The organism is Nitrosomonas eutropha, from assembly GCF_003201195.1.
In the GTDB taxonomy this organism is placed as follows: Bacteria; Pseudomonadota; Gammaproteobacteria; order Burkholderiales; family Nitrosomonadaceae; genus Nitrosomonas; species Nitrosomonas eutropha.
Genome location: NZ_QICQ01000031.1, coordinates 17,057 through 31,647 on the forward strand (window position 1 = coordinate 17,057; position 14,591 = coordinate 31,647).

The 14,591-nt window shown below is 48.1% G+C and carries 12 protein-coding genes; 6 read left to right on the forward strand and 6 right to left on the reverse strand.

The annotated features are described in order from the left end of the window. Positions 1 to 20 precede the first annotated feature (20 nt). Both C8R14_RS10695 and C8R14_RS10700 read left to right on the forward strand, forming a co-directional pair. Positions 21 to 422 carry a hypothetical protein gene (locus tag C8R14_RS10695; RefSeq protein WP_011634812.1) on the forward strand — a complete coding sequence of 134 codons (402 nt, stop codon included), beginning with the start codon at positions 21 to 23 and terminating at the stop codon, positions 420 to 422. Positions 423 to 514: 92 nt separating this feature from the next. Beyond that, the gene (locus C8R14_RS10700) at positions 515 to 847 is read left to right on the forward strand and encodes a hypothetical protein (RefSeq protein ID WP_011634811.1); all 333 of its coding nucleotides are present in this window, start codon (positions 515 to 517) and stop codon (positions 845 to 847) included. Positions 848 to 876: 29 nt separating this feature from the next. On the opposite strand, the gene C8R14_RS10705 is transcribed toward C8R14_RS10700, so the two are convergent. Next, positions 877 to 2,052, reverse strand: a complete 1,176-nt coding sequence (locus C8R14_RS10705) for an FAD-dependent oxidoreductase (RefSeq protein WP_011634810.1) — start codon at positions 2,050 to 2,052, stop codon at positions 877 to 879. Positions 2,053 to 2,061: 9 nt separating this feature from the next. After that, positions 2,062 to 2,808 carry a glycerophosphodiester phosphodiesterase family protein gene (locus C8R14_RS10710; protein ID WP_256212020.1) on the reverse strand — a complete coding sequence of 249 codons (747 nt, stop codon included), beginning with the start codon at positions 2,806 to 2,808 and terminating at the stop codon, positions 2,062 to 2,064. A gap of 83 nt (positions 2,809 to 2,891) precedes the next feature. On the opposite strand from C8R14_RS10710, the gene C8R14_RS10715 reads away from it, so the two are divergent. The 4 genes from C8R14_RS10715 (at position 2,892) to C8R14_RS10730 (ending at position 9,422) form a co-directional block, all read left to right on the forward strand. Further along, positions 2,892 to 3,554: a hypothetical protein gene (locus C8R14_RS10715; protein ID WP_242500166.1), complete on the forward strand. Its 663-nt coding sequence runs from the start codon at positions 2,892 to 2,894 to the stop codon at positions 3,552 to 3,554. 391 nt (positions 3,555 to 3,945) lie between these two features. Next, a complete protein-coding gene (locus C8R14_RS10720; protein WP_240142177.1) occupies positions 3,946 to 5,151 on the forward strand; it encodes a TolC family protein in 1,206 nt (401 codons plus the stop codon). Positions 5,152 to 5,160: 9 nt separating this feature from the next. Then, positions 5,161 to 6,324 carry an efflux RND transporter periplasmic adaptor subunit gene (locus C8R14_RS10725; protein WP_011634806.1) on the forward strand — a complete coding sequence of 388 codons (1,164 nt, stop codon included), beginning with the start codon at positions 5,161 to 5,163 and terminating at the stop codon, positions 6,322 to 6,324. Positions 6,325 to 6,326: 2 nt separating this feature from the next. Next, positions 6,327 to 9,422 (forward strand): efflux RND transporter permease subunit, encoded by a 3,096-nt coding sequence (locus C8R14_RS10730; protein WP_011634805.1) that lies wholly within the window; start codon positions 6,327 to 6,329, stop codon positions 9,420 to 9,422. Positions 9,423 to 9,456: 34 nt separating this feature from the next. On the opposite strand, the gene C8R14_RS10735 is transcribed toward C8R14_RS10730, so the two are convergent. The 4 genes from C8R14_RS10735 to C8R14_RS14165 form a co-directional block, all read right to left on the reverse strand. Next, positions 9,457 to 11,319 carry an ABC transporter ATP-binding protein gene (locus tag C8R14_RS10735; RefSeq protein ID WP_011634804.1) on the reverse strand — a complete coding sequence of 621 codons (1,863 nt, stop codon included), beginning with the start codon at positions 11,317 to 11,319 and terminating at the stop codon, positions 9,457 to 9,459. 83 nt (positions 11,320 to 11,402) lie between these two features. Next, positions 11,403 to 13,484: an XrtA/PEP-CTERM system histidine kinase PrsK gene (prsK, locus tag C8R14_RS10740; RefSeq protein ID WP_011634803.1), complete on the reverse strand. Its 2,082-nt coding sequence runs from the start codon at positions 13,482 to 13,484 to the stop codon at positions 11,403 to 11,405. A 49-nt stretch (positions 13,485 to 13,533) separates the two neighbouring features. Further along, positions 13,534 to 14,463 carry a TIGR03013 family XrtA/PEP-CTERM system glycosyltransferase gene (locus tag C8R14_RS10745; RefSeq protein WP_309147362.1) on the reverse strand — a complete coding sequence of 310 codons (930 nt, stop codon included), beginning with the start codon at positions 14,461 to 14,463 and terminating at the stop codon, positions 13,534 to 13,536. Continuing rightward, on the reverse strand, positions 14,364 to 14,591 hold a 228-nt coding region (locus C8R14_RS14165; protein ID WP_258333075.1), incomplete at its 5' end, for a hypothetical protein. The genes C8R14_RS14165 and C8R14_RS10745, both read right to left, overlap by 100 nt.

The following is a 14,591-nucleotide window of genomic DNA, read 5'->3' on the forward strand; positions in this document are numbered from 1 at the left end:
ATTTTCTGGGAGCAAATAGCATGAAACTGCTGTTTTTTGGTTTGCTGCTGATCTCCATGTCTGTATTTGCAGCAGCGGACAATGAGAAACAGATTCTTGAGATGGAAGCTGCTGTTGCGCAGCAGCAACAGGAACAGCAGATTTTATTTCAGCAGTTTCAAATGCTTCAGGAATTGCGACGCCACGAGATCGCGCAGGACGATCAGGTCGCTCAGACTGGAAGTGACATGATTATCAGTGGCGAAGCGCCAAAGTATGAGGATTCGGCCATACAGCGCAAGAAACGTACCGAAAGGATACGCCGTTATACGGATGAGCTGAATGAACTCTACACGCGCTATCAGGAAACAGAGAATGAAAGACGAGCGCTAATTGAACAGCTGAATGGGTTGAAACCGGGTAAAGATTCTTTAGCAGAATAAAAGAAATAATATGCGGATAAACCGACGCTAAAGTCATTTTATCTGAGCCAGAAGATTGATGAAATTGTTTCTAATTTATCGGGAGGTTACTAATGAATTTCAAAGAAATGACTGATGAGGAACTGATATCAGCCCGGGATGAGGTCGATGCATGGTGTGCCAAGCATGCTCAATCGATCTGGAACGGACGTAAAGGATATGCAGTAGGGTTGCTTGGTGTATTTGGTGTTTCAACAGGAATCGTGTTTTTAATGTTTGATGGCTTTGAACCAGTAAGCTTAGTACCTATCCTGCTGGGAGGTGTTGTCTGTTTAATGTGGTACAAAGTAAAACAACAGCATAAAAATAACAGCAATTTTCTGGAAGAAGTCAAAAAAGAAATCGCCCGGCGTACAAAAAAAACCGAGAAGGCTACAAAAAAATAGATTTTGGAAAATCCGTGTTGTAATTGAACTCAAGGGAGCTCAAGCGATAATTGCGAGATATCTGCTCTGGGTATCCGGACAGGTAGAGAAAGACGCAGGGTGTGTAAAACTTTCCGGGCCGTTGCACGACAGACTGTCAGTTTCCCTCCGTAGATTCCCACAACCCGAGGGTATTTCGGATGATCACATTGCAGATGTATTTCACGTGAACGATTAAAAGGGAGGCTCCCAGACTCCGGTAGTACACGTAGGCCGGCAAAGCGCTCTCGGATTGTGATGTAGTGATCCGGAAAATAATAACGAAAACAGCCAAGCAGATAGACCTCTTCTGTTATCAGAGGAGATGCCTTCTCAGGTTCTCCTTTGAATACCGTCTCAGTTGTACCCAACAAAATATGTTCTTTCCATGGCAAGGCAAAAATAGCTCTCTGATCCTGTGGTGATTCAAGGTAATAACAGCCCATATTCAACCGTCCGTTCAGCACCAGGTGAGTGCCTTGTACCAGCTCTACCGGGTATGTTGGTGGGGGTGGTGAGATACGTTCTGCCACCTGGTTGATCCAGGGGCCGGCAGCATTGATGAGCACACTTGCCGTACACTGATAAGGCTGATTGTTTTCCAAAAATTCAATTTCACAGGTGTCTCCGAAAATCCTGGCGTGAGTGAATTCCGCTGGGCAGCGTAACTCTGCGCCCAGTGATGAAGCAGAATGCATCATTGCCTGAGTAAGTGTCTGATCATCAGTCTGGGCATCCCAGTACTGGAAGACATGTTTGAGTCCGCGTGTGGAGAGGCCGTCCAACTCTCCCCATTTTCTTCGTGGTATGGAGCAAAAGCCGGCCCCCTTGCCAAATCCCGCCAGTAGAGCATAAAGGCTGAGTCCTGCACGAATAGTTAGTGAGTCACGCGATGTCTGGTGGTAAATAGGAAGATAAAAGGGTTGCAATCTGACCAGCGAAGGAGCAAGGCGCAGCAACTCTGCGCGTTCCTTTAGACTTTCACGCACCAAGCCGAATTGGCCACTTTCCAGATAACGCAGACCGCCATGAATCAATTTACTTGAACGGCTCGAAGTGCCCGCTGCTAAAGCAGCTTTTTCTAGCACCAGTACGCTGTAGCCACGTGCAGCCGCCGCCTGTGCAACAGCAACACCTTGAATTCCTCCGCCAACAATTATGAGGTCGTAATGATTGGTTGCAGACATGGCCCTAGTTCAAGATGCAAGTAAAGTACCAATAGTATCGGTTTCAATCAGTGTAATGCCAGCCTTTGCATAGTCAAGCGCCATGTCGTAATCATCCACTGTGTAAATTACCCATTGCCATGATCCAGACCAGAGCTGATCCAGATTTTTAGGCAGATAACGGATGCTGCTAAACAGATAATCTGGCTGCAGCCGTGTGGCCATGGTTGACTGCTTGTCTGTCCAGCCATCAATAATCCAGCCAATTCTGTATATCTGATGTGTTTTGATCAGCGCTATCGCTTCCCAGTCGAAGGAAATCAGGACGCATTGTTCTCGCACCGGGTCAATAATCGGAAGAATTGCAGCTATCGTCTTGTTTAAACCAAACCGGGCAATACTTTCAGATTTGATTTCAATAAACGCAGTAACTTGCGGGTACTGTGCCAGATATTGACAGAATTTTGCCAGGCGAGGAATGAGAGCAGATTTTGTGGAGCTTGGGTAAGGAATCGTCAGTATGTCGATTTCATCATCCCTCAACTCGGTCAAATAAGCGTTGTGCCCGGTTAACCGTCTGAGATGATCGTCATGACAAAGGTATGGAGTAAGTTGGCAGCTTAGTTGAATATCAACTTCAACATAACGGGTACCCGCCTGGATTGCTGCCTGAATTCCGGGCAGGGAATTTTCCGGATACAATGCGGGATATCCCCGATGAGCAACGAAACAAGGAATATTATGCGTCATAGCAGAAGAGTCAATTTTATTTCTCACAGAGTCTACTCTCTATCCCATTGGATTGCGATGCTGTCCGGTAAAGGATGGGTTGTTCAGGAACCGTTCAGTTTTGGGAGGATATGATGTACAAGAAAGATGCCCCTTTTAGTGTGGTTCTGCCGGCTCTGATTGCAGCCGTTTTATTGATTCCGTTTGTAATGAACTTTCTTGCACATGCCTGGTTTGGAGAGAAACATTTTCCTCCGCTTGTAATGATGAAACTACCTGCAGATAGCTCGATAATTACCTTGCCGCATGAGGTAAAGCAATTTAAACCTTTTGAAATCACACTGCGATTGGATACCAAAGAATTGGCGCTGCGTATCAATGATATTGTTGAAAAATCGCTTCCCGGAACTGAATTGCAAAATATTCACGGTAAAGTTTTTCCAGAAATGCATGCTGGGATAACCGGCGATGAGTTTTCTATTAACCCACCGGAGCCGCAGGCTCAGCTTTTTTCCGGTCGGGATGAGACGCATTGGTCGTGGATCATCACGCCAGAAAAGGAAGGACGTTACGAACTGTCGCTCAAGCTATATCTGCAGACAACTGAAACGACTCATGAGCATCCACAGATTGCTGATCTGGCTGAAATCCGGCTGTTCGTGAAAAAAAATCCGCAAGTATGGATGCGCACCTACGGTATCTGGTATATAGCCCTTACGTTGTTAATAGCAGGATGGTGGTGGAAAAAACGCCAGATAAAAAGACGGAAATCAGACCAAGGCACTTCTGATTAAATACTGCATGAATAAGTACTGTATTTCTCGGAACAAAACGTCATCTCTATAAGATAGTGAATGATTGTTTCCTTCGCGACGTGCCATGATACCTGTTTCACTGCTACCCGTTCGCTGAATCAGCACTTTGGAGTGGTAGCAAAATCGCGCACTCGCAGTGTTGCACTTCTCGACATCATTGGATAGCTACACCTTGGTCATGTTTCTTGTGATGATTACAGTTCTGTCTGTAATAATCACTCGCAGAAAACTTAATTAAAATATTTAAATTTATGTGCAATCGTATGATTGATAACTTTATGCGGGTACTGCTGTTGGAGTATGAATAATTATCATTTTTCGTATGTGTAATATTATTTTCTCGTGGGTTCTGTGTGGCCTGACTTTATTTATGCTGAATTGCTCGGTTCTGGCAGCAGGTGGCGGCTATACTGTTGCAGATATTCAGCGCATGGGGTTGCAGGCCAATGGCCTGTTGCAAGCAGCGCGTTCACAGGTTGATATTGCACAGGCGGGAGTAACCAGTGCATCGGCATTTCCCAACCCGGAAATAACCTTCATGGCCGGACCTGATAGTCCGCGATTGCCGGAAATCGATACCGGACCATCTTCCATGCAGCGGCAGGTAACCGTCAGCCAACCACTGGAAAATCCATGGGTGCGACGTGCCCGCATTGGGGCGGCAGAATCCGGCGTTGAAGCCAGTCGCGCAAATCTGGAACAGGCCCGAGCAGATCTAGCGGCACAACTCCGGGTGCATATCTACGAATTTTTGTTACGGCGTGGCCTGGCAGAAATGGAATCAGATATTTTTAATTTGATGGGGGAAATTCAACGCCGTATCAAACTGAGTGTTGAATCAGGTGAAATTGCCCGGTTTGAGCTAATTCGGGCCGATACCGAGGTAATGACAGCGGCGAGTAGAAAAGAGGCAGCATTGCTGAACACGGAGCGGGCGCGAATCGCGCTGCTGCAGCTGACAGCCGGTACGCTGCCTGCTGAGTTTGATGTGATCGCTTCACTCAGCGACCCAGTGGAACTGCCTTCACTGGAGATGTTACGTACGGAATTACCCGCTACAAACCCGGAAATTCAACGGCTGGAAGCAGAACAGGATCGCGCACGTTTACGTATTGATCAGGAGCGCGCTTCTGTGCTCCCATCCGTGGATATTCTGTACAGCAATTATCAGGATAGGCAATTTACATCGAATACTGCCGGACTGAGCGTTCGCATCCCATTATTTTATCAGCGACGTGGTGAAGTTGATGCGGCAGTTTCAGATGCAGCTAGGGTACGCGAAACGCTCGATTATCGTCGCTACGAGATCGGCCGGTTGCTGGAGTCTGCCTGGCAGGCCATGGAGATTGCCCGGCGCAGGGTGGAGATGTTCGAAGGCGGCATCGTTAAGGAGGCGAAAGCTGCGCTGCGCGTGGCGGAAGCTGCTTTCCGGTTGGGAGAAAGAGATTTTATCGAGGTACTGGATACTCAACGGGTGCTACGTAATGCGCGCTCGGAATTATTGCAGGCCCAGTTCGAATTGCAGGCAGCAGCAGCAGAGATAGATCGGCTGCGGGCGCATTATCCACAGGAGTAATTTTCCCCAATGAGTTTCCAGATACAAACTATTGCAGTTATTTTTGCATTCGTAGTGCTTTCTATTTCGGGTTGCAGCAGCAAAGAAGAGCAGGATTCCCCAGAAAAACATGTTAAAGCGGGATTGGCTGATTCCCATACAATTTTTCTCAGGCCGGATTTGCGTCAGCGAGTTGAAACCGGTAAACCATTCCTTGCTGATATCTCCGAAAAGCTGCATGTTCCCGGTCAAATTAAGGTAAATGAGACGAAACTTGTTCAGGTGGGAGCCAGTTTTACCGGAAGAATCGTCGAAGTTTATGCGCATTTAGGAGATAGTGTCGCAGCTGGTGCCAAATTGGCCCGAATTACAAGTCCGGAATTAGTGCAGGCGCAATTAGCTTATCTTCGTGCTAATTCATTGGCCGTTCTGGCAGAGCGTGCAGCCATACGTGCCAGACAGCTGTTCGCTGAGGATGTTATTAGTGCCGCCGAGCTGCAGCGCCGGGAATCGGAATCGCAGGTTTCGAACGCTGAACTGAGTGCAGCCAAGGATCAATTACTTTTACTGGGAGTAAATAATCAGGCAATACAAGATCTGACCCGGCACGGGCAGATTCTTCCATCTGTTGTGATTACTGCCCCGCGCAGTGGCACAGTTATCGCGCGTAATGTAGCAGTTGGACAAGTAGTGCAGCCATCAGATCAATTGTTTACCGTAGCTGATTTATCTGAACTGTGGGTGGTAGGGGATGTTCCGGAATACGCTGCGCATTTTGTTGAGCAGGGACAGCATGTGGAAGTTCGTGTGCCGGCACTGGGTGACGCAAATTTTGACGGGACTATCATTTTCGTATCCGATATTGTTAATCCGTTGACGAGGACAGTGACTGTCCGTACTGAGGTGGATAATCCTGAGCGTAAACTAAAGCCGGATATGCTGGCTACAGTGCATATTGATGAGCATGCGCGTGAACGTCTCGTTATCCCGGAAGGCGCAGTGGTGCGTGAGCATAATGAAGATCACGTATTTGTCGCCCGGGAAGATGGTGGTTTCACATTAACCCAGGTGAAGCTGGATGAACCAGTGAATCAGATGAGGCCTGTTCTGGAGGGATTAACACCAGATCAGCTGATTATTGTGAAGGGAGCCTTCCATCTGAATAACGAGCGTAAACGCAAGGATCTGGAATAACGATGATTATTTCTCTGGTACGCGCCATGCTGGCGCAGCGTTTGATAGTCGTCGTGGTTGCACTGATTCTGATGGGATTTGGTCTGCATGCAGCACAGCGTTTGTCAGTGGATGCTTTCCCGGATGTCACTAATGTTCAAGTGCAGATTGCAACCGAGGCAGTCGGCCGCAGTCCGGAGGAAATAGAGCGCCTGGTGACTATTCCATTGGAAATTGCTATGACCGGGATGCCCGGACTGGAGGAAATGCGTTCTTTGAACAAGAGCGGCTTATCTATCATTACACTGGTATTTACCGATGCAACTGATGTTTACTTTGCTCGGCAACTGGTGATGGAGCGGCTGCTGGAAGTGGCCAGTAAAATGCCGGCTGGAATTACGCCGCGTTTGGGTCCGGTTTCCACAGGATTGGGCGAAGTGTATCAATATACGATAGATCATCCCGATGACGGGGAACGAGCGCTGTCCGTGGAAGAACTGACTAAACGGCGCATTGTGCAGGATTGGATTGTCCGGCCAATGTTGCGTTCAATTCCCGGAGTGGCGGAAATCAATTCTCAAGGCGGGTATGTCAAGCAATACCATGTGCTGACGAATCCCAATAAGCTGCGTCATTATGACTTGACATTGGAGCAGGTAGAAAAAGCCATTGCAGAGAACAATGCCAATGCCAGTGGCGGGATTTTGCCGACAGGCAGTGAACAGTACCTCGTCAAGGGCGTTGGACTGATCCGTACACTGCAGGATATTGGCAATATTGTGTTGTCCGAGGAGCGTGGCGTACCTGTGTTCGTGCGTGATGTTGCGGAAGTAAAACTGGGCACGGAGGTGAGAGCAGGGGCTATTATCAAGGGTGGATATACGGAATCTGCTTCTGGCATCGTGTTGATGATAAGAGGGGGGAATGCCAAGGAGATCGTAGGACGAGTCAAGGCAAAAGTAGCCGAGATCAATGAGCAAAATCTGTTGCCGGATGGATTGCAGATTGTTCCATATTATGATCGGACTGACTTAGTTGATGCTGCTTTATGGACAGTCAGCAAAGTGCTAATGGAAGGCATTTTTCTGGTTATTATCGTGCTGTTCATCTTTCTGGGAGATGTGCGCTCCAGTTTGATCGTAGTGGCAACGCTGGTAGTTACGCCTTTGCTGACATTCATGGTGATGAACCATCAGGGTATTTCCGCCAATCTGATGTCGCTGGGTGGGCTTGCAATTGCGATCGGATTGATGGTTGATTCGACCGTAGTCGTGGTGGAAAACGTCTTTCATCGACTGGGCCATAGCGATGGCGCGCGTGAGTCGCGCACGCATGCTATTGGTGAGGCTGTGGCCGAAGTAGGGACCCCGGTAATTTTCGGGATCTGTATTATTATTCTGGTTTTCCTGCCACTGATGACGCTGCAGGGTATGGAAGGAAAATTGTTTAGCCCGTTGGCTTTTACGATTGCGATTGCCCTGGCGATTTCTCTGATCGTTTCACTGACTTTGTCCCCGGTACTTTGTGCCTATGTTCTGAAGGGTGGGACGGCTGAACATGATACCTGGATCATTGCCGGATTGAAAAGAGCCTACCGATCCCTGCTTAACACTGCTCTTAAGAGAGGGAGGTTGACAGTTATCACCGCACTGGGGCTGCTGTTGCTGTCTTTTATGTTGTTTCCATTCCTGGGGAAATCGTTTATTCCTACCCTGCAGGAAGGTGCATTAACACCGCAGATCAACCGGGTAGCTTCTATTTCTCTGTCTGAAGCAATTGAAATGGAAATGGAAGCAATGAAGGCTATCTCGCAGGTGCCAGGGGTGAAAAGTGTAGTATCCAAGTTGGGTCGAGGTGAATCACCTGCTGATCCGGCCGGACAGAATGAATCTGATCCGATGGTGACGCTGGATCCCAATTCCGGGCGAACCCAGGACGAAGTAGATGATGATATTCGCAAATTGCTGGAAGTGCTGCCTGGTGTCAATATCGTTCTGTCGCAACCGATTGCGGAAAGAGTGGATGAAATGGTGACTGGTGTACGCTCTGAAATTGCCGTGAAAATTTTTGGGGATAACCTGGATAAATTACGTGGGCTGTCAGAACAGATCGCCCGCATCTTGCGCACTGTCCCCGGTGCACAGGATATCCGGATTGAACGCCTTTCTGGCCAGCAATCGCTGACTATTGATATTGATCGTAACGCCATTGCGCGTAACGGCATCAATGTTGCTGATGTGCACGAGCTGATTGAGACTGCTGTAGGTGGCCGTGAAGTAAGTATTTTGTACGAGGGTGAGCGACGTTTTTCTATTGTAGTACGTTTTCCACAACATTTCCGTGACAGCATCGAGAGTATCCGTAATCTGTTGCTACGCGCACCGGATGGAGTAACCGTACCTTTGTATACCGTTGCCAATATCAGTGTTGTTGATGGTCCGGCGCAAGTTTCACGTGAAAATGCCAAGCGCCGCGTAGTAGTCGGTTCAAACGTTGAAGGCCGTGACTTAGGCGGTTTTGTGGCAGAGGTACAGGAGCGGATTGCCAAGGAAGTAAAACTGCCGGACGGCTATTTTTTCGAATGGGGCGGGCAATTTGAGAATATGGAGCGTGCGATGAATACACTTTCGATTATCGTTCCTGTAACGATTGCTGCTATTTTCTTTTTGTTGTTCATGCTGTTCAATTCTATCAAACTAGCAGCCTTGATTATTCTGGTACTGCCATTTGCGTCGATAGGTGGCGTATTCGGTCTGTTTGTTACCGGTGAGTATTTGTCGGTGCCAGCTTCAGTTGGTTTTATCGCGTTGTGGGGAATAGCGGTGCTGAACGGGGTGGTGCTGATTTCCTATATCCGGAAGTTGCGCGATGAGGGCGTTAGTGTCAAGGATGCTGTCATCAGAGGATGTGAGCAGCGTTTTCGTCCGGTGCTGATGACAGCTACCGTAGCGATGCTTGGGCTGGTTCCGTTCCTGTTTGCAACCGGCCCAGGTTCAGAGGTGCAGCGGCCGCTGGCCATTGTGGTGATCGGCGGGTTGATTACTTCCACGTTACTGACTCTGGTGGTATTACCCGTGCTGTATCGCCGATTTGATCCTCCTCCAGTGACGCAGCAGTAAGTTTCACTCTGAAGGGCCGTTACAATATAACCAGCTAGAGTACTTCATCCTGTTTAGAGTGACCTAGAAAACCGCCAGATTGGTGATTCCAGAGCCGGGCATAAAGCCCATTGAGTGCCAGCAGCTCGGTGTGGCGACCTTGTTCGACGATGCGTCCGTTATCCAGTACGATCAGCCGGTCCATTGCGGCAATGGTGGAGAGGCGATGAGCAATGGCAATCACGGTTTTATTTTGCATCAACTCCTGCAGGCTTTGCTGAATGTCGGCTTCTATATCGGAATCCAGCGCAGAAGTTGCCTCATCCAGAATCAGAATCGGCGCATCTTTGAGCAGCACCCGGGCAATAGCGATACGCTGACGTTGCCCACCTGACAGATTGACCCCACGCTCACCCACCATGGCGTCATACCCTCTGCGGCCGTGAATATCGACCAGATCTTGGATAAATCCGTGTGCATGCGCTTGCTGTGCGGCCAGTCGTATTTCTTCTTCGGTTGCATCGGGTCTGCCAAACAGAATATTTTCACGAATAGAGCGGTGTAGCAACGAAGTGTCTTGCGTAACAATGGCGATGCTGGCGCGCAGGCTTTCCTGTGTCACGGTCTTGATATCCTGCCGATCGATCTGAATACTGCCCTGCTGGATATCATAAAAACGCAGCAGCAGGCTGATCAGGGTCGATTTTCCGGCCCCGGAAGGACCGACAAGACCGACTTTTTCGCCGGGACTGATATGAAGATCAAGTGCCTCAAAAATTCGGTGATCTTCATTCTTGATGTTGTTGTGGTAGGAAAATTCAACCTGGTTATAGTCGATCGCACCGTGAGTAACGGATAGTGGCACGGCACCGGGAGCATCCGTCACTGCATGTGGTTTGGCCAGCATATTTATTCCATCTTGCACGATGCCGATGTTCTCGAATAATTCTCCAACTTCCAGCATGATCCAGTGAGACATCCCGGTCAGACGGATGGCAAGACTCAGTGCAATGGCTATCGCGCCAGTGCTGATGCTGCCGTCGAGCCACAGCGCGATTCCCAATGCGCCGATTGCAAAGACGGACAGCATGTTATTGATCCATACGCAGGTATTCAACCAGGTCACCAGGCGCATTTGTGGATGCACAGTATCCAGAAATTCCTGCATGCCATCCCGAGCGTAGTCAGATTCCCGCAGGGTGTGAGAAAAGAGCTTGAGCGTGAGGATATTGGCATAGCTGTCCACAATGCGTCCGGTCATGTTTGAGCGGGCATCTGCCTGAATTTTTGAGATGCTTTTTAGTTTGGGGATGAAGTGACGCAGGATGCATAAATACACTGCCAGCCAGATAATCAGCGGTATGCAGAGGCGAATATCCGCATGTGCAATCAGCAGTAATGCCGTTGCAAGATAGACAGTAACAAACAGCAAAACATCCAGGGTTTTGATGATTGTTTCGCGCACAGCCAAAGCTGTTTGCATGACCTTGGTTGCGATACGTCCGCTGAATTCATTTTGGAAGAAAGCGTAACTTTGATCAAGCAGATAGCGATGGGACAGCCAGCGAACGACCATGGGAAAATTTCCCATCAGAGACTGGTACAAAATCACCGAGTGAAAGAAAACAATAATCGGCATCAGTATCAGGATGAAAAGCGAAAGTCCCAGCAGAGCCAGCCTTTCCTGTTGTAAAAATGCTTGTGGGTCATTCTCGGCCAACCAGTCCACAATCGTTCCCAGTACACCAAACAGCATGGCCTCGCCAACGGCCACAAAAAATGTGGCGATTGCCAGCAGCAGGAAGTAGATTCCTGAGCCTTGCATGTAGTGACGGCAGAACTGATAGAGTGTGGCGGGTGGTTCGGTAAGCTGGTCGGATGGAAAGGGGGTGATCAGGCGTTCAAAATAACGGAGCATAATTGTGTTTCAGAGAAGAACCATGTAACGAAGGAATAACAGGTGCGCTGGCTGTTCGTGACAGCGCTCTTTTCAAGATATTTTTATAACGGTGTAACGGGAGATTGCATGGATTTTGCTATCGGTAGCATGACCGAGAAAACAGTTCCTTTTGATACTTCACTGGATACATGCAATTTTCCACCAATTTGTTCGACATATTCCCTGCTCTCGAACACACCAATGCCCATGCCGGCTGTTTTGGTCGACTCGAAAGGAGTAAATAATTTGTCGCGGATAAATTGTTCGTTCATGCCATGTCCACTGTCTTTAATCTTGATTACTGCCCATCCGGATTGTCGCCCGAGTCGTACCTCAACATATCCGTCTTTGGGAGTGGCCTCGATTGCATTTTGTACCAGATGACCAAGCACACGCTCCAGGCGTGATGGATCGGCTTGTATATTTAGATTTGGATCGATGATATTAAGTACTGGCCTCGGTTCACAGAAGGATTTGCTTTCAATGATTTGTTGCAGTAATTCATCTAGAGATAACAAGGAGTTTTTTTCTTCATGCATGCCTCCGTCGCTGAGTTTTTCAAGTAAACGTTTCATTTTGTTGATAGATAACGCTACAGTGTCCAGCATATCCTGCTGAAATTCCGGGTTGTCCTTATGCTTTACCGCATTGGTCAGCAACAACGAAAGCTGGGCAATCAGATTTTTGATGTCGTGCACGATAAACGTAGACATGCGATTGAATGATTCAAACTGTCGTGCCGTAGAGAGCGCCTGAGTTGCTTCGTACTGCGCTAGATAACTTGCTGCCTGGCTTCCTGCTACTTTCAATAAATCCCTGACTTCCCAATCAAATTTGACCGTACTTCTGGGTTCGGTCAGCACCACAAATCCCAGCAGCTCTCCATGCAATATTAGTGGTACCACCCAGCGTGCCTTGGGAATAGTGGGCAGCCAGTCAGGTAGTATCATGGCTGCGTATTGCTGAGGCCCGGAATCATGCTGATATAAATCAATTACCCAGGAACTTTCCTGCATAAACCGGCAAAAATGACTGTTAATTTCGACAGATGTATCAATATATGGAATATTCCAGCGTGCAATCAGTTGATAGGCATGATTTTGTTCTGATTTGAACCACACTGCTCCGGCTGGGCTTTCAACCAGCTGCGCGAGTGATTTAATCACACGAATCTTCAATTCCGTTTCTTCTTCAGACAGGGTGCGCGTAAAGCGCAGCCATTCTTCACGATAATCATAGTTATAGCTGAAAAAATGCTTGCTGATGAACACTTTGAGCCAGGAACGTGTCGTCCCGGAAAATAGTACAGTGATCAGTAGAACAATTGCACCAAACAGGAAAGTCAGCTGAAATACTGCACCCCAGGTCCCGCCCGAGAATCGGAGGTAATAACCGGCCGCAGCCATTAACAGCAGGTAAATCGCGGCACCAAATAGTGCTGTGGAGTAAAACAGGATGCGTCTGGAAACGGCAATGCCAACTGTCCATTTAGGGTTGCGTGCTGCCGAAAGTGCAATCAGGGGAACGATAAGTGTATTGACCCACCCCCGAGCAGCCCAGATATCAGGGCTTATTTTTCTGAATAATAATGCATCGCTGTACAAATAAAAATCATAAACAAATAACCCCCCGATACCCAGGCAAATGAATTTAATCCCCCAGCGTTGCTCGTGGGGTGTGTTCCGGTAATATTGCTCCACCAGAATCATACCAATGATGGCCATTGTTACCCATGTAAGAAACTCGAAGGAGGAGCCGAGTTGATCTGAATCAGCACTGGTAGTGGTAGTGTGACTGAAAGTGATTGTTTGTACGAGACAAACCAGGTAGAACAGAGCGATGGCAGTAACAACCGGCCTGATTCTGGGAAAGGTTTTATTTGTTTTACCGGACTGGAAAGGCCCCAGCAAGGTAATCAGAAATGTAGTCAGGGCAGCATTTCGTAATATTTCCAGTATTTGAGGCAGCAGAGGATCTGAATAATCCCAATAGGATAATCCCGCGATTGCTGCCGCCCATATTGAGGATATGATGCAGGCGATTGCCAGCAGCAAGCCATAAAGACGGCCTCGCCAACTGGTTATCAGCAGCATGAATAAAAAGAAAAAAGCGAGCGCTGCCGCAGCGTAACTTAGGGTTGTCATGACAGTCAGTACGGAGAAAAAATGTAGCTGCCATCGTGATTACCGATGCTCACCGACTGCCTTTGCTCAGCAGTACGACGCCTACGGTGTTGATCAGGATGATGAAATCAAGAAACAGGCTATGGTTCTTGACGTAATACAGGTCATATTGAAGTTTTTCAATAGCATCTTCTACGGAGGCACCATAAGGATAACGAACTTGTGCCCAGCCGGTAATGCCAGGTTTGATGCTATGCCGCAGGTTATAGTATGGAATTTGTGCGCTGAGTATATCGACGAAGTGAGGACGTTCAGGCCGTGGCCCGACAAAACTCATTTCACCTTTGAGTACATTAATGATTTGTGGTAATTCGTCGATTCTCAACTTACGGATAATTTTTCCCACTCGCGTTACGCGAGGATCATCAGTCGTGGCCCATCTCGGTTTCCCACCTTTTTCCGCATCGTTGAACATGCTGCGGAATTTGAAAACCATATAGGGTTTTCCGGCATGCCCCACTCTTTCCTGACGATAGAATACAGGCCGACCATCTTCAATCAGAATCAGCAAAGCAGCCAGCAATATGATTGGCAACGTAACAATCAGCAACAACAGGCTGGCAGTGATATCGAATAGGCGTTTGATCAGTGTTCTCAATGACCCTTGTTTAAAACCACTGCCGAACACCAGCCAGCTGGGATAAAGTGAGTCCATTTGCAGATGGCCGCACTCCCTTTCATAAAAGCCAACCAGATCCGTTACCTTTATGCCGTTTATTCTGCACTCCAGTAATTCCTGAATAGGGTAGGTACCTCCTCGTCTTTCCTGGACCGAAACAATGATTTCGCTAATATTATGCTGATTGGTCAGCGAGATCAGCGAGCCTGTCCTCGGGATAATCATCTCAACCGGTACATGCCGGCTTTCTTTATCCAGCGGAACGAATCCCACGATCCTGAAGTTGGATAGATTAGGACTTTTACCAGCCAGGTCAAACAGTTCTCCGGCATTAGCACCAACACCCAGTACCAGGAGCTATGATTATTTCTGGTGTATGACAAGGGAGAAGGAAGCGGTGTAACCTGTTGTTGAGGATCTGGCAGATCAACCAACAAAACAAGGGAAAC